The sequence below is a fragment of the Novosphingobium sp. BL-S-34 genome (assembly GCF_056857015.1).
In genome coordinates this window covers 99,205-116,624 of record NZ_JBXEPV010000003.1, presented here as the reverse complement: position 1 = coordinate 116,624, position 17,420 = coordinate 99,205, and the positions used below count along the sequence as shown (strand labels likewise).

At 62.2% G+C, this 17,420-nt stretch carries 20 protein-coding genes; 13 read left to right on the top strand and 7 right to left on the bottom strand.

The features are described from left to right. Window positions 1-6 precede the first annotated feature (6 nt). On the bottom strand, window positions 7-2,376 hold the full coding sequence (locus AC1VV3_RS23375; RefSeq protein WP_482963437.1) for a TonB-dependent receptor: 2,370 nt from the start codon (window positions 2,374-2,376) through the stop codon (window positions 7-9). Window positions 2,377-2,553: 177 nt separating this feature from the next. Between AC1VV3_RS23375 and AC1VV3_RS23370 the strand changes: the two genes are divergently transcribed. Next, a complete protein-coding gene (locus AC1VV3_RS23370; RefSeq protein ID WP_165921526.1) occupies window positions 2,554-3,258 on the top strand; it encodes a GntR family transcriptional regulator in 705 nt (234 codons plus the stop codon). A 17-nt stretch (window positions 3,259-3,275) separates the two neighbouring features. After that, window positions 3,276-4,313 (top strand): serine hydrolase domain-containing protein, encoded by a 1,038-nt coding sequence (locus AC1VV3_RS23365; RefSeq protein WP_482963436.1) that lies wholly within the window; start codon window positions 3,276-3,278, stop codon window positions 4,311-4,313. A gap of 257 nt (window positions 4,314-4,570) precedes the next feature. Here AC1VV3_RS23365 and AC1VV3_RS23360 read toward each other — a convergent pair whose 3' ends face one another. Beyond that, the gene (locus AC1VV3_RS23360; protein ID WP_465128772.1) at window positions 4,571-5,149 is read right to left on the bottom strand and encodes a hypothetical protein; all 579 of its coding nucleotides are present in this window, start codon (window positions 5,147-5,149) and stop codon (window positions 4,571-4,573) included. A 154-nt stretch (window positions 5,150-5,303) separates the two neighbouring features. Here AC1VV3_RS23360 and AC1VV3_RS23355 point away from each other — a divergent pair, with 154 nt between their 5' ends. Genes AC1VV3_RS23355 through AC1VV3_RS23345 form a run of 3 tightly spaced genes read left to right on the top strand, consistent with a single transcriptional unit; the run spans window position 5,304 to window position 8,550 of the window. Further along, window positions 5,304-6,368, top strand: coding sequence for a cytochrome P450 (locus AC1VV3_RS23355; RefSeq protein WP_482963435.1), 1,065 nt, complete (start codon window positions 5,304-5,306; stop codon window positions 6,366-6,368). Next, window positions 6,368-7,210: an oxygenase MpaB family protein gene (locus tag AC1VV3_RS23350; protein ID WP_465128774.1), complete on the top strand. Its 843-nt coding sequence runs from the start codon at window positions 6,368-6,370 to the stop codon at window positions 7,208-7,210. Before AC1VV3_RS23355 ends, AC1VV3_RS23350 begins: the two co-directional genes overlap by 1 nt. 23 nt (window positions 7,211-7,233) lie before the next feature. Then, window positions 7,234-8,550 carry an oxygenase MpaB family protein gene (locus tag AC1VV3_RS23345; RefSeq protein ID WP_482963434.1) on the top strand — a complete coding sequence of 439 codons (1,317 nt, stop codon included), beginning with the start codon at window positions 7,234-7,236 and terminating at the stop codon, window positions 8,548-8,550. A gap of 281 nt (window positions 8,551-8,831) precedes the next feature. Here the strand turns inward: AC1VV3_RS23345 and AC1VV3_RS23340 are convergent, their stop codons facing one another. Further along, window positions 8,832-9,215, bottom strand: coding sequence for a hypothetical protein (locus AC1VV3_RS23340; protein WP_482963433.1), 384 nt, complete (start codon window positions 9,213-9,215; stop codon window positions 8,832-8,834). Window positions 9,216-9,334: 119 nt separating this feature from the next. On the opposite strand from AC1VV3_RS23340, the gene AC1VV3_RS23335 reads away from it, so the two are divergent. The 6 genes from AC1VV3_RS23335 (at window position 9,335) to AC1VV3_RS23310 (ending at window position 14,092) form a co-directional block, all read left to right on the top strand. After that, window positions 9,335-9,784, top strand: a complete 450-nt coding sequence (locus AC1VV3_RS23335) for a lysozyme inhibitor LprI family protein (RefSeq protein WP_465128776.1) — start codon at window positions 9,335-9,337, stop codon at window positions 9,782-9,784. 6 nt (window positions 9,785-9,790) lie between these two features. Further along, entirely contained in the window at window positions 9,791-10,132 is a 342-nt protein-coding gene (locus tag AC1VV3_RS23330; protein WP_482963432.1) for a hypothetical protein, read from the top strand. A gap of 37 nt (window positions 10,133-10,169) precedes the next feature. Continuing rightward, on the top strand, window positions 10,170-11,063 hold the full coding sequence (locus tag AC1VV3_RS23325; RefSeq protein WP_482963431.1) for a surface-adhesin E family protein: 894 nt from the start codon (window positions 10,170-10,172) through the stop codon (window positions 11,061-11,063). A 17-nt stretch (window positions 11,064-11,080) separates the two neighbouring features. Beyond that, window positions 11,081-12,091 (top strand): tetratricopeptide repeat protein, encoded by a 1,011-nt coding sequence (locus AC1VV3_RS23320; RefSeq protein ID WP_482963430.1) that lies wholly within the window; start codon window positions 11,081-11,083, stop codon window positions 12,089-12,091. A gap of 356 nt (window positions 12,092-12,447) precedes the next feature. Beyond that, complete coding sequence (locus AC1VV3_RS23315; RefSeq protein ID WP_132269493.1) at window positions 12,448-13,002, top strand: TetR/AcrR family transcriptional regulator; 555 nt, start codon at window positions 12,448-12,450, stop codon at window positions 13,000-13,002. 43 nt (window positions 13,003-13,045) lie between these two features. Further along, window positions 13,046-14,092, top strand: coding sequence for an NAD-dependent epimerase/dehydratase family protein (locus AC1VV3_RS23310; protein ID WP_465128780.1), 1,047 nt, complete (start codon window positions 13,046-13,048; stop codon window positions 14,090-14,092). Here AC1VV3_RS23310 and AC1VV3_RS23305 read toward each other — a convergent pair. After that, complete coding sequence (locus tag AC1VV3_RS23305; RefSeq protein WP_465128781.1) at window positions 14,080-14,478, bottom strand: MerR family transcriptional regulator; 399 nt, start codon at window positions 14,476-14,478, stop codon at window positions 14,080-14,082. The genes AC1VV3_RS23310 and AC1VV3_RS23305 overlap by 13 nt on opposite strands. A gap of 69 nt (window positions 14,479-14,547) precedes the next feature. On the opposite strand from AC1VV3_RS23305, the gene AC1VV3_RS23300 reads away from it, so the two are divergent. Further along, the gene (locus tag AC1VV3_RS23300) at window positions 14,548-15,528 is read left to right on the top strand and encodes an aldo/keto reductase (protein ID WP_465128782.1); all 981 of its coding nucleotides are present in this window, start codon (window positions 14,548-14,550) and stop codon (window positions 15,526-15,528) included. 113 nt (window positions 15,529-15,641) lie between these two features. Here the strand turns inward: AC1VV3_RS23300 and AC1VV3_RS23295 are convergent, their stop codons facing one another. Further along, entirely contained in the window at window positions 15,642-16,046 is a 405-nt protein-coding gene (locus tag AC1VV3_RS23295) for a MerR family transcriptional regulator (RefSeq protein ID WP_482963429.1), read from the bottom strand. Between the two features lie 66 nt (window positions 16,047-16,112). On the opposite strand from AC1VV3_RS23295, the gene AC1VV3_RS23290 reads away from it, so the two are divergent. Further along, on the top strand, window positions 16,113-16,781 hold the full coding sequence (locus AC1VV3_RS23290) for a cation efflux transmembrane domain-containing protein (protein WP_482963428.1): 669 nt from the start codon (window positions 16,113-16,115) through the stop codon (window positions 16,779-16,781). Here the strand turns inward: AC1VV3_RS23290 and AC1VV3_RS23285 are convergent. Together AC1VV3_RS23285 and AC1VV3_RS23280 are read right to left on the bottom strand one after the other, a co-directional pair. Then, window positions 16,744-17,028, bottom strand: a complete 285-nt coding sequence (locus AC1VV3_RS23285; RefSeq protein WP_482963427.1) for a hypothetical protein — start codon at window positions 17,026-17,028, stop codon at window positions 16,744-16,746. The genes AC1VV3_RS23290 and AC1VV3_RS23285 overlap by 38 nt on opposite strands. A gap of 32 nt (window positions 17,029-17,060) precedes the next feature. After that, window positions 17,061-17,345, bottom strand: a complete 285-nt coding sequence (locus AC1VV3_RS23280) for a hypothetical protein (RefSeq protein WP_482963426.1) — start codon at window positions 17,343-17,345, stop codon at window positions 17,061-17,063. Window positions 17,346-17,420 lie beyond the last annotated feature (75 nt).

The following is a 17,420-nucleotide window of genomic DNA, read 5'->3' as shown; positions in this document are numbered from 1 at the left end:
CTCGGATTACCAGCGATAGCTGACGCTGCCGCCGAAAGTGCGCGGCTTGTTGTAACGAACCGACAGCGGATAACCGGCCTGCTGGAACTTCAGGACCTCCACCTGCTGGTCGGTCAGGTTGCGCACGAAGAATGCGACCTGGACATTGCCCAAATCCAGGCCAGTACGCGCGCTGAAATTGTCGAAGTCGGACATCGGGATGTAAGGCGTCGCGATCGTCACCGTGTCCTGACCGCCACCGCGCTGCCCCGAATAGCTCAGATTGACGAAGCCCTTGACCTCATCGGTGATCGGCTGCCTGAAATCGGCGCTGGCGGACATCGTCCAGTCAGGGATCTGCGCCACCGTCGAACCTTGCACTGGCAGGCCCGAAAGGCCGGTGGGAACGTCGCTGAAGCGGGCGCGCTGATTGGCCGCGTTGAGACCGATCGAGAGCCGCCCGGACCCAATGTCGAAGCGCCCGTCCAGAGCGACCTCGAAACCGCGCGCATGGATCGTCCCGCCGTTCACGTTGAAGATCTGCTGCGCCGTGCCGCAGGCATTGGTGACGGTGCATCCATCGTTGATACTGGTGATGGCATCCGTGGTTCGCGACAAGTAGGCAGACGCCCGCACGAACACGGTATCGAGGATGCTGGACTTCACCCCGGTCTCGTAGCTCACCGTGTTTTCGTTGTCGTAGGTATCAACGAACGGATTGGGCGCGGCCGCGTTGTACGTGCCGTTGTTGACGGCGCCCGCGCGGTAGCCGGTTCCCACTTTGGCGTAGAGCAGCGTGCGTGAGGCGTCGGGCATCTTGTAGCTGGCCGTGAAGGTCCAGGTGGGCTGGTCGGCCTTGAACGAGAATTCCGTTGGCGTGCCGACAATCCGGTCCGTGTAAAGCGAATAGACCGTCAGCGCAGAGCGCTTGTAGTCATGCGTGAAGCGCCCTTCGCCGGAAAGCGTGACGGGCCCCAGCGAATATTGAAGCGACGCATAGGCCGCGAAAGAGTTCACGCGCTGACGCGTATTGTTGTCGGTGCCGAAGGCGTTCGGAAAGGGTGTGGGGCAGTTGGTCGATGTCGGCAGCGGCTTGATGCATACCGGCTCGGTCGGGGTGCCGGTGCACAGGCTACTGCCGAGGCGAAACACGCAGGGCGACGTTGCTGCCGTACGGCGATACGTGTCGCGCTGGACCAGCCCTTCCGCGCCGACCAGCCATGTTAGCCGCCCTCCGTCCGCCTCGCCCGCCAGATGCAGATCCTGGTAGAAGGTGCGGTCCTTCACGTCGGTGGTGGTCTGGCCGAAGGGATAGATCCCGAGCTGGCCGGACTGCTGCAACGCGATCTCGGTTGCCAGATCGACGGCAGCGGCGAATTGCTGGCTTGAACGCCAGCGCGTTCCCATCGTCGTCGAGGACAGCTTTGCCCATCCCAGATCGTATTCGGCCAGCAGCATCACGCGCTGGACTTTTTGCTGCAGCCCATCCTGGCCGCTGTGCGCAATCGTGAAGCGGGACTGCGTGAACCCTTGCGGCAACTGGGCGTTGACGCCGCCGCCGGGAACGACAAGGCTGTTCACAAAACTCGGCAAATCGAGGTCCTGCGCGTCGATTAGCAATGTGGCGTCCAGCGGCCCGGCCCGATAGCGAATCTGGCCGCGCGCCGTCCAGCCGCTGGTACGGTCGTAATATTTGCGATTGGTGGGATCGTAGTAGAAGCCCTTCGACTGGCCGTACGTCTCCGCGCCGATGCGTACCGCGATATCGTCGCTCAGGCGCTGGTTGACCACGGCAGCCAGACGGTTCTGGTTCGATTCCGCCGTGAACGTGTCGCGGACATAACCGGAGTTTTCGAACCGCGGTTTGGCCAGCACGATATTGACGACGCCGAACTCCGAGTTGCGTCCGTAAAGGCCTCCCTGCGGACCTTGAAGCACCTCCAATCGTTCAAGGTCGAAGTAATCGAGCGTCTTGAAATTGCGGCCGCCTAGCGTGCTGCTGCCGACATAGGCGCCGTTGACGAACAGCCCAACGCCTGAATCGGCACTGGTCGCACGCTGTGTGCCCGATCCACGGATCGAGAGTTCGGCAAGGTTTTCCGCGGCCACATCGTTGAACCGGACCCCGGGCGTCGTGTTCAGCAGATCCGCGGTTCCGACAATCGGGCCTTTGGCATCGAGCTGCTCAGCCGTGACCGCCGCGATGGTCCCGGGAACGTCCTTGATGCTTTCCTCTCTCCTTCGCGCCGTGACGGTGATGTCATTTTCGCCGCGTTGCGCCTGTGCCGTATTGGGAGCGCTCGCGGCGGTTTCCGCGAAGGCGGGCGTCGCTGCCAGCAGCGCCAATCCTGTGGTCGTGACGAGCAAATTCCCCATTAAATCCTGTCCACCCTGCATTCTCTACCAAATCAGTTGACTAAAGGCGTCATCCGCATATCGAGGGACAATGTCAAATTTATTGTACGACAATTTTTGGTTGTGGTCTGGACAATCAAACTTGCAGCGCTTTACGAGCGGCCATAAACTCGCGCTTCATTCGGCGATCGCTGAGGCATGTCGCAGGAAGGGAAACGCTTGGAATTAGATGCCGCCAAACCGGATTCCGGGCTTACCGCCGGCGATGTGACGCAGGCGCTGCGGCTGCGCATTCAACGTAGCGAGATTACGCCGGGAGAATGGATTCGAGAGGCGAAGCTTTGCGCCGAATTCGGCATCGGTCGTTCGGTGGCGCGCCGGGCTCTGCGCACGCTCGCAGATGACGGATTGATCGAACTGGAGGAAAATCGCGGGGCTCGGGTAGCGGAAACCACCGTCGAGGAAGTCTTCGATCTCTATGAAGTGAGGGCCGCGCTTTATGGGCTTGCCGCGCGTTTCGCCTGCCTGCGAGCCTCGGATACAGCGATCGCGCAGATGCTGGCCAAGATCGATAGCCTTCTCATGGCCGCCGATCAGGGCGCGGCAGCGGAAGAGATCATGGACATCAGCGAAGCGATCTTCACTGACATGACGGCCAACGCCAGCGCGGATGCACAGCGCATGATCGAATCCATTCGCCGCAAGACGCGGTGGCATTTTTCCTACGTGGCATTGGCCATCAACGCGAATGGAAGCGGTCCGTACAGTTTTTGGCATGACATTCGTGCCGCGCTTTTGACCCGTGATGCCGAGAAAGCGGCTCAAGGCGCGCGTGGGCTCATCAATTTCATGCAGGACGCGGTGTCCCGTATCCTGCTTGCTCGCGGGTTCGGCCGAACTGCGGTATCCACCACGAGAAAGTAACGATGTTTAAGTGCAAGATGACGATAGGCCTGTTTTTCGTCGGTCTGCTCTGTGCGGGCGGCCTCGTGCATGCCCGGGCCCCGCAACCGGCCACTCAGGACAAAACGGAGCACGGCATGTCAGGCCCGATGCATGAACTCATTAACTATCTGGAGAGTCAGCACACGACCGGGTTTCTTCTGATCCAGGACGGACATGTTCTCGTCGAGCAAAACTGGCCCGCGCCGGAAAGGAATAAGGTTTTTGCATCCTTCGTCTACGAACGAACGAAAGAGGGAAGTCTTCTGGAAGACGTTGCCTCGGCGCAGAAGAGCTTCGTGTCGGTGCTGGTCGCGATCGCCGTCGACAAGGGCCTGATCGATGTCGAAAAGCCGGTCTCGGCTTATCTGGGGACGGGGTGGTCCAGAGCCGCCCCCGATCAGGAAGCGCGCATCCGCGTGCTGGACGTTCTCACCATGAGTTCGGGGTTGGACGAAGGGTTCGCCTATGTCGCGCCTGCGGGGAGGCAGTTCTTCTACAATACCCCTGTCTACGCCGTCACGAAGCGGATATTGACGTCAGCCTCCGGGCAGCCCCTCGACGCCATTACGAAAGATTGGCTGACGGTGCCGACCGGGATGGAGGATACCGAATGGCGCCAACGTCCAGGTGCGCTTGCGGGTGTCGGGAATGCCACGGGCCTCGTCACATCGCCGCGCGACCTCGCGGCACTCGGGACCATGATCCTCAAGGGCGGCATTGGCGCCGATGGCCGGCGCGTCGTGTCGCAGGCCGGGCTCAACGCGATGTTCATGCCGTCTGGCGCCAATCCGGCCTATGGACGGCTGTGGTGGCTCAACGGCAGCGCATTCACAGTCCGAGCTTCTGGCCGGAAAGATGGGCCTTTGATAGGCGCTGCACCGGCGGACATGGTCGCTGCATTCGGGGCGTTGGACCGCCGACTTTATATCATTCCCAGCAAAAAGCTGATAGTCGTGCGTACGGGCGCAGCGGCCAGCGACACAAATTTTGACGATGAGGTTTGGCGGCGCGTCGCAGCTCTGCTTGGCTCATGAGATTTCGCAGACGACCCTTATCGGCCGCTCAGCCGTTATTTTTCGATCTCTCGGTGGGACGGTCCGCAATCGTGGCAAGTGTCGACCAGATCCTGTCGCACACACAACAGCGCCGACGACCATCGGGTCCTTACTGAAATCACCATTTCTCGATCGGGGTAACGGTGAGATCGACTAATAAACGAATAGACTGTGGTGGCAGGATGACTGGAATGAAAAAGCGAGACTGAGCACTACCGGGCACCATGGTCCGGGCCTTAAATGGTACCGGTTCCGTGGGCCGTCATGGGCGCGACGACTAGCCTGTCCAGCATGTCCGCTACCACCGCTATCGGGGTAGCGGGTTGTTCAAGTAACCACCAGTCGCACAGTTCAATCGTGGCGGCCACAGCGACGCGCAGGGCGAGGTGCTGGGGGAGCCAGTCAGGCGAAATGTCAGGCAGTGCGGCCAAGCGGTCCACGATGCTGCTTGCCAGTTCAACGCGCATGGCCTCGCCCGCACCGGCCATCAGGGCGGTTACCTCGGCGCGACGGCGGTCTATCTCCTGGATCAGCGCCAGCGCTGCCGGCCCTGCCTGGCCATCGAGCAGGGCGGGCAGCATCTTTTGCGCCAAGTCGTTAGCCAGTTCTCCTACCGCATCCACCAAAAGGGCGCGAACGTCGGCATAGTGTCGGAAGAAGGTGGAATAGCCAATTCCCGCTGTTTCGCTGACCATCGCCCCGGTGACCTCGGCAAGCGGTAAATCGCGCAGCAATTTGATGAGAGCGCCTTGCATGGCCGCGCGCGACCGCACTGCGCGGGCGTCTTGTCGCTTAGGGCTGGTTGCAACTTGCATGATCGATCCTACGTTATGACGAGTTACTTGTCATATATGGAGACGAAAGATGCCAAGTGCTTTCTGTCCGGTCCATAATAATTTGCAAGCCGACGCGGATCGGCGCCGCTCAATTCCTGGAGGTAGCGCGCTTGCCGTAACCGCGGCAAATCAGGTGACCGGGTTCAATGCCGTTCGACAGGTCCTGCGGGAGCAAGGGATGCGGCAGGCCGGTTTCAAGGCGGAGTTGATCAAGCGATCCGGCAGCCTTACTCGTCCGCCAATCCTGTTCCTCTCGGGCGAGGCGCACCGTCGCCAGCGCGCAGCCACCGCCCGCTTCTTCGCGCCGCGCGTGGTTGAAGAGCAGCACCGCCCCCTGATCGAAAACCAGGCAGACCGGTTGATAGAGCGGCTGAAGCAGGATGGCTCCGCGAAGCTCGATGCGATGGCGCTGGATCTGGCGGTGGCCGTCGCTGCCGAAATCGTGGGGCTGACGCAGAGCGACAGGCCTGCCATGGCACGCAGGCTCGATGCTTTCTTTTCGGTCGGAGCGGCCACGCGCGAGGGGTGGCTGGCCCGCTTGTCCGCCTTCCTGCAAGGCCAGTGGCACATGCTGCACTTCCACTTCGCCGATGTGCGCCCTGCAATTGCCGCCCGTCGCATGGCCCCGCGCCAGGACGTGATCTCCCACCTCATCGCGGAAGGTTATTGCGACCGCGACATTTTGGTCGAGTGCTTTACTTACGGGGCAGCGGGCATGGTCACCACCCGGGAGTTCATCACCATGGCCGGCTGGCATCTGCTGGACGATGCCGCATTGCGTGCGCGCTTTCTGGCAGTTGATCGCCAGGAACGCCTGGGCATTCTGGAGGAAATCCTGCGCTTAGAGCCGGTGGTAGGCTACCTTTATCGCAGCCCGGTGGAGGATGGCCCTCCGTTGGAGCTCGACATACGTTCTGCCAATGCCGATCCCGGAGCAGTCGGGGCCTGCCCGTTCAACCTCGACCCTGACCGCCAGCGCGCCGATCGCGTCGGCGGTGCGGGAATGTCCTTTGGCGACGGCGAGCATCGCTGCCCCGGCGCTGGCGTGGCGCTGGCCGAGGCGGAAATCTTTCTGAGGCGGCTGCTGTCCGTTCCTGGCATCAAACTGGTGCAGGCGCCCACAGTGGGCTGGAACCCGCTGGTTACCGGCTATGAACTGCGCGACTGCCGCATGGCGATCGACAAGGGGGCAGTGTGATGGCACCGCTTGCCGACCTGCTTCGCCCGCCGCCGGGCATGGATTTCGATTTCACCCGCCCGGCCGGGGAACCCGCGCTGGCACCAAAGGACGGCGTCGCCTGGAAAGTCTTCGCCAACCCGGTTTCGCTGTTCATCGGCGGCGTGGCGGCGGTTCTGCTCGAACTGGCAGAGCCTTCAGTGCGGGCGGGCGTGTGGGACCACTCCAGCTTTCGGCGCGATCCCGCCATGCGCCTGCGCCGGACCGGGTTCGCCGCGATGATGACGATTTACGGCCCGCAGTCCCAAGCCCGAGAGATGATCGCGCAGGTGGTCGCCATGCATGAGCGGGTAAGCGGCACGAATGTGCATGGTGACGCCTACCGCGCCAACAACCCCGAATTGCTGGACTGGGTGCAGGCCACCGCGACTTTCGGCTTCACTGCCGCTTACGATCGCTACGTCCGTCTGCTTTCCGCACGGGAGTGGGACGCCGCGTTTGCCGAGGGCGCTCCGGCAGCGAAGCTTTACGGCGCCCGCGATGCGCCCGTGTCGGCGGCGGGGTGGGAAGCGCTCCTTAGCCGCACCGCCTGGCGTCTCGAACCATCCGATGTGCTGAGCGAATTTCTCGCGATCATGAACGATGCCGCGATCCTTTCCGCTCCACTGCGCCCGCTCCAGAGACTGCTGCTGCGCGCTGCCGTCTCTATCGTGCCCGAACCCGTGCGCAGGTTCGCGCAGCTTCGGGGTCGGGGGCTTCGCCCCGGTGAGGCACTGGCGGTTCGCGCCATGGCCGGCGCTTCGGGCCTCATCCCGCTACCGACGATGCCTGCGGCGCAGGCCCGGCGCCGTCTGACCGCTTGAGGAACCTTCCAAGGAGCATTTTGATGCATCAGCGCAACCACCATCCGCAGCTGTGGCAGGACGTCGATCGCCAAGCCAAGCTTGTGCCCGAAATCTACGGTGGGCTGGACCTGACCTCGATGCCGGAACGTTTCGCATTCGGCGACTCCGGCGATACCATTCCCGGGTTTTCCGCAATGGATGGCCAAGTACGAGCGGACGAACCGCTGGTGGCGTTGATGGCAGCTTACACGCTGACCGGCGATCCCGTGGCCGATGCCTATGCCGCGCGCATGGACGAACATGGCTTTCGGCAGCTCGTGCAATGGCTGTGCACCGCCTGCGCGCAAGGGATCGATTCAGTGCCTGAGGCGCCCCCCGAATTGGCCGCGTTCCTTGCAGCGATGGAGGAGCGCCCCGACTGGATCGACATGGATCTGGTGAACGAAGGGGCCCGGATTGAGCGCAATCACTACGCGCATCTGGTACCCTTTGCGATTCGGGGGGCATTTCTGGCGACGTTCATGAACCGCTATTCGGCGCTGCCGATGGCGCTGACTGGCAATCTCTCGGACGCGCTGGCCGCCAAGCGGGTGAACGAGACAGCCACTTTCTTCACGCTGACGGTGATGCCCAGCGCGCTTGAGCGCCATGGCGCGGCCTTCCACGCCGCGGCAATGGTGCGCCTGATGCATTCCATGGTGCGCGTGAACGTGACGCGCCGCCCGGACAAGTGGAATCCTGCAATCTACGGCGTGCCGATCCCGCAGGTGGATCAAATGCCGGCCGGCCAGATCGGGTCGCTGCTCATCGCTGCCCAGGCGTTGCGTGAAGAGCGCCCTTTCACCAGGCAGGAGCGAGCGCGTATCGAGATCGCGCGCTATCGCTGCTTCCTGCTCGGCCTACCGCGCACGCTGCTGGGCGAGACGCCGGAGGAGATCGTGCGACTGATGGTGGCGCGTCAGGCCACATTACGCCCCGCCTTCGACGACGAAACGTGCGGCGCACTAGTAAGAGGTACGCTGGCCGCTCGGCTCCCGCACGAACCGACGCCGCGCGGTCTTGTCGATAGCCGGCTGGAGCGCAGCTTCGCCAAGGCCTTTTTCATTCGCCATTTCCTCAAGGGAGACGTCGGCCGCGCTGCCGCGATGGGAATCCGCTATACCGTGCTGGACCGCAAGCTGGCTTTGGCTGCTGCGGTGCGCATCACCACGCAGCTAAGGCTGTTCGATGTCCTGGCCGAAGTGCCGGTGATCCGCGAGGTGGCCGATCGGCATCTGGTTCGTCGGCTGTCCGGCTTGTTGAAGCGCTATGGACATGCCGAGTTCGTAAGCGACGGGAAAACGCTGAGCCACGGATAAGCCTGCCTCTTGACGGCAGGGGCTTGGAAACGCGTGGTTTCATTTTAAGTCAATATGCCGCACGGCGGTGTTACCAAGGGTTGTTCCGGAGGTTGGTCTCGACTCTTGTCCCTTGTTCAGCAGCCAATTTTTCGTTTCTTGGTGCGTTCCGTTCGCTAACCGGCAGTAGGCGACGAGCACCTGTCGCTCTCAGCTCGCTTGTTAAATGCCCGGACTATCCCATGCTAAGACAGCCACCACCCCTGTCGCAAACACGACAGCAACGAATATGAACACCCGAGTCAGCGCCGCTGCAGCCGAGGCGAGCGATCGTCAGCGCCGCTCATGTGAATGCCCGGCGCGAGTTCACGGCGATCGGGGTCGAAACGGTCCACGCCCCCAGACCGCGCCCGATGCGCCGTAAGCCGACAGGGACCAGCACGATCGCCGCGATCCAACGCGTCTGGTGATCGAAACCAAGCGCGCACAAGGCGCCGCCTGCGGCCAGTGCTGCGCCGCCTGCGACACTTGAGCACACTGCCCCGCCGCCACTGAATAGCCAGCGCTGCGATCGTCCAGTCAAGTATCCGCTCTGCGATCCTGAGGTCCAGCCTGCCCGAAAGAACAAACATACCCAAAAACAGCAGCGGTGCGATTGTCACGAAGAGGAGGATGGCGATCGTCATGCAAAGCCCGTTACCCATGAGGTAGCCGGATCCTGCCACGGTCGAATGCCGCAGCCCCGATACATCGGGAACAGAAGACAGTTGTTGAAAACAGTAACGCCCTGAGGGATCATCACGCTATGTGGCTATCCGATCAGTCAAAAGCCCGGCTTGCTCTTGGTGTCATCCTCCTCGGTGCAACGCTGTTCCCCGCGGCGCTTTCAGCAGCGGAGGCTATGGACTCTACCGAACGCCAGCTTCAGCGCTGCCTCGACGATGCTGAGAATGCATCGACCGCCGGTCAGACTGGCTGCCAAGACAATGCGGCAAATGCCTATGATCGCCGAATGAATGCGGCCTATGCGACGCTGATGCGGGATCTTCCCGCCAACGCCGCCGCCCATCTGCGCGATGCCCAGCGCGCATGGCTCCTGTTTCGGGATACCAATGCCAAGGCGACTTCGGCCCTGTTCGAAACCCGAAAGGGAACGATGTACGTACCGATGCAGGCGGCCAGTCAAACCGCCACAGTGCGCGACCGCGCGATTGAACTTGAGCATCTGCAGCAAATTCTGCGCATCGAAGGGTAGAGCGACATGATCGTAACAGCATTCCTTCTCGCCGCCACGCCCCTCCCGCACGACGTGGTGAAGGCCGATCGGATCCCGGGAATGCTGCCGGCCGGCATCCGGGACGATGAGGTCACGATTCCCGGGATCACCGATGCCGACGTTCAGGCATGCATCCGCTTTTTCGAGCGCGAGCTGGCCCCTCAGGCGGGGATGAGGATCGACCGCAGCGCGACGACGTCCAGCCCGAGCCTGGGGCAGATTTGGCGGGCCGATGCGGTCAGCGTAAAAGCGCCGCTGCGCGCATCGCGCTTCACTTGTACGAAAGATAGCAAATCGATTGAGCCATTAGGTGCCCCGAATGCATAATAGGCTCAGGCGCATGACAACGAGGAGAGAGCATCTGGTGAGCAGGACGATCGGTACACTCCTATGCGGTCTGCTTGGCGCTGCGCCGACGGCGGTACAGGCGGGATCCTCGCAATGGTGGTTCGTCGCACAGGGCTCCGACCGGGTACTGTTCGTCGATGTAGGGTCTATCCAGCGCGATGGCGATGTCGTTCGCTATCAAGCGAGCCAGGTGATCCGCGACCCGGCCAATCCGGCGGCGCTCATTCGTGTCTACATGAAGGCGGACTGCAAGAAGCGCACCGAGACGTGGGATCTGGCCATGCGCTATGATACCGATGACAAGCGGCTCGACGAGGCCGCGGTTTCGTATGCGCCGGAGGCAGTCGTGCCCGGCACGGTCGGGGAGGCGCAATGGCAGTTCGTTTGCGCCGACGACCGCACGGCAGCCGATGGATTTCCGCTGCAGATCGACGAGGTAGCGTTTGCCGAAGCGCTGATCGCTGATACCCAGGCTTCCGAGAGTCCGGCGGCGCTCCATGAACGGATGCGCCTCGACCCTAAAGTGCCGGTCATCCGCTCCAAGGCGCCGGGCGTCGACACCTTCGGCACGGCGCAGACCGCGCTAGCAGGCAATGCGATCGTCCCGCCACGCGATTATGCGAAGGGCGTTCAGATTCCGGCGTCCAGCGATTACGACACGGATGTGGTGGGCGAGATCTACGACATCGCCTATCTCGGCGTGAAGGAGGGCGAGCTGGTGTTCGAGAAGCGCGGCTACAGCATCGACGACCTTGTCCACGCCGGCTCCGGCCAACCGATGCGCTTTCCGCAGACGCAAAAGACGGTCACAATCGGCGACTTCATGATCGAAGTGCTGCAGGCTACACCGCAATCGCTGCGCTTTCAGGCGCGGCTCGTCCGCGACGGAGCTAATGGGGAAGGCGGTTGAGGTGGGCCATAGCGCCCATGATCGTTCTGACGCTGGCTGTCGTATCCACGGCGCATCCTGTGCGGTCGCAGGAGGCCGCCGCAGCGACGCAGGAAGCCGATCCCGATTTGCCACTCGATGAAGCCCCGGCTTCCGCGTCGAACCTCGCCACCCGCTGCGAAGAGAATGATGCCGGCAGCTGTTTCGAACTAAGCAGCCGCTACCGTGAAGGTCGAGATGTCGCGCGTGACTTGGTTCGGGCAACAGACCTGACCATAAAGGCATGCAAGCTCGGCAATATGGCAAGCTGCTCCATGGCCGGGTTCGCCTATGGGCAAGGACAGGGTGTTGCGCTGTCGATGGACCGGGCGGCTGCTTATTATGCCCAAGCTTGCGACGGCGGCAATGCCAACGGCTGCTCAAACCTCGGCCTAGCCTATATTCACGGGGACGGGGTCACGAAGGATGAGCACCGTGCTGCCGCCCTCTTCAGGCAAGCCTGCGACAACGGGTCGCCGGATGGATGCATGAACCTGGGCGCCGCCCTCTCGCTGGGCAAGGGTCTGCCTCGTGACCAGAAAGAGGCCGCCCGATTGTTCATGCGGGGCTGCGACGGCGACGATGAAAAATCATGCTACAATCTTGGCGTCCTCTATCGCGACGGCCAGGGTGTCTCTCGCGATTATGGGCAGGCGGCTGCGCTGTTCGACAGATCATGCAGCTCTGGCGACGCCAGCGCCTGCGGGAACCTGGCCATGATGATCCATCAGCGCCATGGAGTGACCAAAGACCGGGGCTATGCCCTCGACCTGTTCGACAAGGCATGCAGCCTCGGCGATCCGGAGAGCTGCCTCATGCTGGGCAAGGCCTATCAAAAGGGGAGTGGTCGCGATCGCGACTATGTCCGCGCGATCGCCTTGTTTGAACGATCACTGAAGCTCGACCCGCAGGCATCCTTTGCCGGCAAGGCGAAGAAGGCACTCGCCAATGCGTACGCTGCAGCGACCGCCTCAAAAGCAATAGACAGCTCCAGGCAGCCTGGTCTCTGACGTTCATCGTCGAATCCGTCGTTACAGCAGTCTACACGCACGACCGGTTTCGGGGTTTCCAGACTTTCCTGTAGTGGCGGCTAGCTGTAGCAACGTCCCGGGCCTTGCCCACCACAGCCAACCCTTATCGGTCATTTAATCCCCGATTTTTCACCTCTAGGGGAGACCGGCTACTTTGGATCCAGCAGCGGCAACTGTCCAGGCCTCCGAACGGTGAGAGCAGGGTGCTACGGCCATGGCTGTTTAACTGACCTGCTGCCACTGGGCCTCCGGATGCCTAAACAGGACAATCTGCAATTGACGGTCGAGCGTCGTCCATTTATATCCGTCCGGTCAGATATAAATGGACGACGCCAATGGGCCGCAAGAAGAGTATCGATCAGAACCGCATTCTCGATGCGGCCGAAGTCGTCGTTTCAAGGGTAGGTGCGGCGCGCCTGACGCTGGACGGCGTCGCTCAGGAGGCTGGGATCAGCAAGGGTAGCGTGGTGTACGACTACGGCACCAAGCAGACCCTGATAGAGGCCATGGTCGAACGCGCGGTCGTGCGCGACAATGCCTTCAACCAGGCAGCGGCAGAACCCTTCGAGGGCAGTGACAATGCGACGATGAAGGGGAGGATATCCGCAGCAAGCCAGCCATTTCCCGACGAGTTTCGCGCGGTCGCGCTAAACATCTGCGCGGCGCTGGCTCAGGACCGCTCGCTGCGCGCTGCCATCCAGAAGAACCAGACCGCCGTGATCGACCGCATTTGCGAGGAGGCGGGGCCGTCCAGAGGCCCGATGCTCGCCTATCTCGCGCTCGAGGGCCTCAAGTTGCTCGAAACCTTAGATTACCACCAATGGTCCATCGAAGAGCGCGAAGCGCTGCTCGAGGATATCCGCTGGCTTGCATCCGGCCCTCCGGGCTGATCGTGCCGGGCCTTTGCCCGTAACCTACAAGGCAGAAAATTCCATGAAAGACTTTCAAGCCATCGGAGGTGATCGCGCCTCCGATCCAGAACTGCTGTCCCCGCTCTTTGTGACCGGGGGCAACGGCTATCTCGGGCGGAACCTGACCCGCCATTTCGTCGCCAAGGGCTTCAAGGTTGTCGCCCTCGTTCGCTCGCAGCAGTCCGCCGATGTGGTCCGCGCGCTCGGCGCAAGGCCCATTGTCGCCCAGCTTTCCAGCCCGGCCGTGACCGAGGCGATGAAAGGATGCCGCTCGCTGGTCCACGCTGCGGCCCATACGAGCCACGGTCCAGAGACGCCCGAGCATGTCCAGGTCAATGTTGAGGGAACCCGGGCCATATTTGCCATGGCCCGGCAGGCAGGTGTGCGGCGGGCAGTGCATGTCAGCACGGAATCGGTTCTTCTGGGCGGCCGGGCGCTGATCAACGTCGATGAGAACCTGGCGGTGCCTTCGCGCTTTCCCGGGGCCTACTCGCGTACCAAGGCCGAAGCGGAGCGGATCGTACGGGCGCAGAGCGGTAATGGCTTCGAGGCTGTCATCGTGCGGCCGCGCTTCGTCTGGGGGCGCGACGACACGACCGCCTTGCCGATCCTGACACAAGCCGCTCGTTCGGGGCAGATGGCCTGGATCAACGGCGGCGAATACCTGACGTCAGCCACGCATGTCGCCAATGCCTGCCATGGCATCGAACTGGCGCTGCTGAAGGGCCGGGCGGGCGAGGCTTACTTCATCACCGATGGAGAACCCACGACATTCCGCAGCTTTGTCTCCCGCTTGCTGGAAACGCAGGGGATCGATCCCCCCGAAAAGGTAGTGCCGTCCTGGCTGGTCGGCACCGTAGCCCGTGTGGGCGAGTTCGCGGCACGGCTTTCCGGGGGCCGTATCAAGCCGCCTGTGACACGGCAGGATCTGGCGACGATGGCCGTCGAGGTGACGCTCGACATCACCAAGGCCAAGCGCGATCTCGGATATACCCCTGTGGTTTCGGTCGACGAAGGCATGGCGGAACTCAAGCGCCTCGCTTCCGCCGGCGGGGATCAGCAAAGGTAGGTGTTGGGCTGGGGGGCTGTGCCGGGCTGGCCCGCTTCCACCCATGCCAGTTTGCCCTTGAGGAACGCCAATGCGGCATCGAGTTCGCGCTGGCGTTCCTCAAGCCTGACGATCTGCTTGCGCAGGACTTCCCCGGTCCGCTCCGGCGAGCCGGCGCCCCGGCGGTATTCCTCTGCCAGCGCGCCGATCTCCGCGAGTGAGTATCCCAGCGACTGTTGAAGCCGGATCATCTGTGCAGCGGTAACGTCGTCCGCGCTAAACACCTGATAGGGATTGGCGCCGCCCTTCTTCGCACTGCGCTCGGGCTTCAGGAGACCTTTGGCGATGTAGAACCGCACCGTGTCGACCGATAGTCCGGCCGTCCTGGCGAACTGCGAAATCAGCATGAAGGTGTCTTGACCATTGACCATACTCCACACTTATAGGTCCTGCCTGTCAATATCTGGAGTTCTTCAATGACTGGCATAAATCGTCTTCCGCAGATCCCGCTCGGTTGCGGCGGTCCCGCCATCGGCATCCAGGGCCTGGGCTGCATGGGCATGAGCGAATTCTACGGCGATACCGATGAAACCGAATCCCTTGCCACACTGGAGCTGGCGCTCGAACTGGGCGTCACGATGTTCGACACCGCAGACGTCTACGGTATGGGTGAGAACGAGCGCTTCCTGGCGTCCTTCATTCAGGCAAACCGGGGGCGGGCGGTGATCGCGACTAAGTTCGGCTATGCCCGGACGCCTGAGAGGCCGGATAACTGGAGCCTCGACAATCGCCCGGAATTCATCCGCCAAGCAGCCGAGAACTCGCTCCAACGCCTCGGCATCGAGGTCATCGATCTCTACTACATGCATCGCCGCAGCACCGATGTGCCGCTCGCGGAATCGATCGGAGCAATGGCGGACCTCGTTGCGGAGGGCAAAGTGCGTGCCTTGGGTCTTTCCGCAGTCGGCGCGCAAGAGCTGCGCGAGGCGCACGCCGTTCACCCAATCGCCGCGCTTCAGTCGGAATGGTCGATCTTCACCCGCGATATCGAGGCAGAAATCGTGCCTGCGGCTGTAAATCTTGGGATCACGCTCGTACCCTATTCGCCGCTCGGACGAGGAATGCTCACCGGCCAGACCCTTGCCGAAAACCTGAGCGCAGGAGATGCACGCTCCTACTTCCCGCGCTTCTCCGCAGAGAATCGGGAGGCGAACATGCGCCTTGTCGCCAAGATCGAAGGGATCGCCGCAGGGCAGGGCGTCACTTCGGCGCAGCTCGCGATCGCCTGGCTTTATGCCAAGGCCGGTGAACTTGGGGCCGCTGTCTCGCCAATACCCGGAACGCGGAGCCCCAGGCGCCTGCAGGAGAACGTGGCGGCCGCGTCTCTGACGCTCGATCAGACCGCCATGGCGGAATTGGAACCGCTCGCATGCGAAGTCGCGGGAATTGCCATCTGATCAAAATTATCGCCAAGCGCCCGATCTGGGCGCTTGGCGGCTGACAGTGCCCGACCAACTCCGGACGTGGCAATCCGGGCGATGGCCTCAGCTTTTGGCGCGAAAACCTACAATTATGTAGATGCGACTGGCCCCAAAGCTTCAATGATCCGGCATTCAGCGACAGTGCCGCCATCGCAGGAATCGATCACTGCCTTCAGCTCGCGCCGCAGGGCACGGAGGTCCGCAATCTTGCGATCCACCTCCAGCAGGTGCTGGCTGGCAATCCGGTCGATTCCAGCGCAGTTGCAGCTTTTTTCGTCGGAAAGGCCAAGGAGCGCGCGCACTTTATCCAGTGAAAAGCCGAGGTCACGGGATCGTCGTATGAAAGACAGGCGGCCAAGTTCAGCCTGCCCATAGTCCCGGTAGTTGCTCGACGTGCGGGAGGGCTTAGGTAGCAGGCCGATCTTCTCATAATAGCGGATCGTCTCGATCTTCGTGTTGGTCGCCTTGCCCATTTCCCCGATCGTCAACGCCATGCTCTTGACCCTGTAGTTGCTACAGGCCTCATATAGCCTGTCATCGAGAAGAAAAGGAGATGGCACATGGCTGGCGGCTGCTGCAGCGGAACATCAGAAAATGGCGGACAGACAGACGATCGCGTCTGGCGACGGGCCCTGTGGATCGCGCTGATCATCAACGTTGGCATGTTTGGCGTCGAAATCGTCGCTGGCGTCACGGCTGGGTCAGCATCGCTCAAGGCTGACGCGCTCGATTTTTTGGGCGACGCGGCCAACTATGCCATCAGCCTCGGTGTCGCCGGACTTGCGCTGCGCTGGCGCGCCCGCGCAGCGCTCGCCAAAGGCTTGTCGTTACTGTTTCTGGGCATCTGGATCATCGCCAGCACGGCGTGGATGGCAGCACACGGAACGCTGCCTACGGCCGAGACCATGGGCATCATCGGCGTTGTCGCGCTCGTCGCCAACCTGATCTGCGCCGTCATGCTGTGGCGGCACCGGGAAGGCGACGCCAACCGCAGATCGGTCTGGATATGCTCGCGCAACGACGCGATCGGCAACATTGCAGTGGTTGCGGCTGCACTGGGCGTCTTCGGCACCGGAACGGCTTGGCCCGACATCGCCGTCGCGGCAGTGCTGGCCGGTCTTGGCGTCTCGGGCGGTTGGCAGATCATTCGCCAGGCATGGCTGGAGTTAAAAAGCCTTGACCACAGTCATGCTACTCCCCGCCAAACCGGAACCGTACGCCCCCATTGAGAACGAAGCCGTCAGTCGGCGCCCGAGCAGCGACCATCCACGCACCTGTCGGCGCGCGACTACGGAGAAGTAGAGGATGGTGATGGGTCTGCCGGACATTGAGCAGGTTCTCCGCGTTCACGAACAAGCTGACCTTGCCAAGGACGAGTTCGCCCATGGCACCAAGCTGGACATAAGCTCGGCTGCGGATAAGATAGGGATTGTCGTCCAGCGACTGGCGACCGGTATAATAGGCTTCGATACCCATGCGGCCGCGCCCATGCATGGAAAGAGCGGCCGTCAATATAGCCGGTAAGGACACAGCAGGAAAATTCCGGGACAGCGCACCTTTTTCACATATGCCGGCCGCCGCCACCCAGAAATGGACCAATGCATGCCGGCCAGCCAGAGAGCGGCGGCGCACCATAGGGGAACGCGCGATGCCGGTCGCGCGACACCAATGAGAATTGCGATCGCTACAAGCAGGAAAATCGAACCCATGTCACGGATGAAACGCAGGTTGAACGGGCAGGTGGTGGTCACGCCGGGCACAGCAAAATACCAGTTCGCTGGTGAGATCAGCATGAAAGGCCTTTCACAGCGGACGCGAGACCCAGCACTGCGGCCAGCGCGAGCGGAAGATTCCGGCTCGTGCTGTGC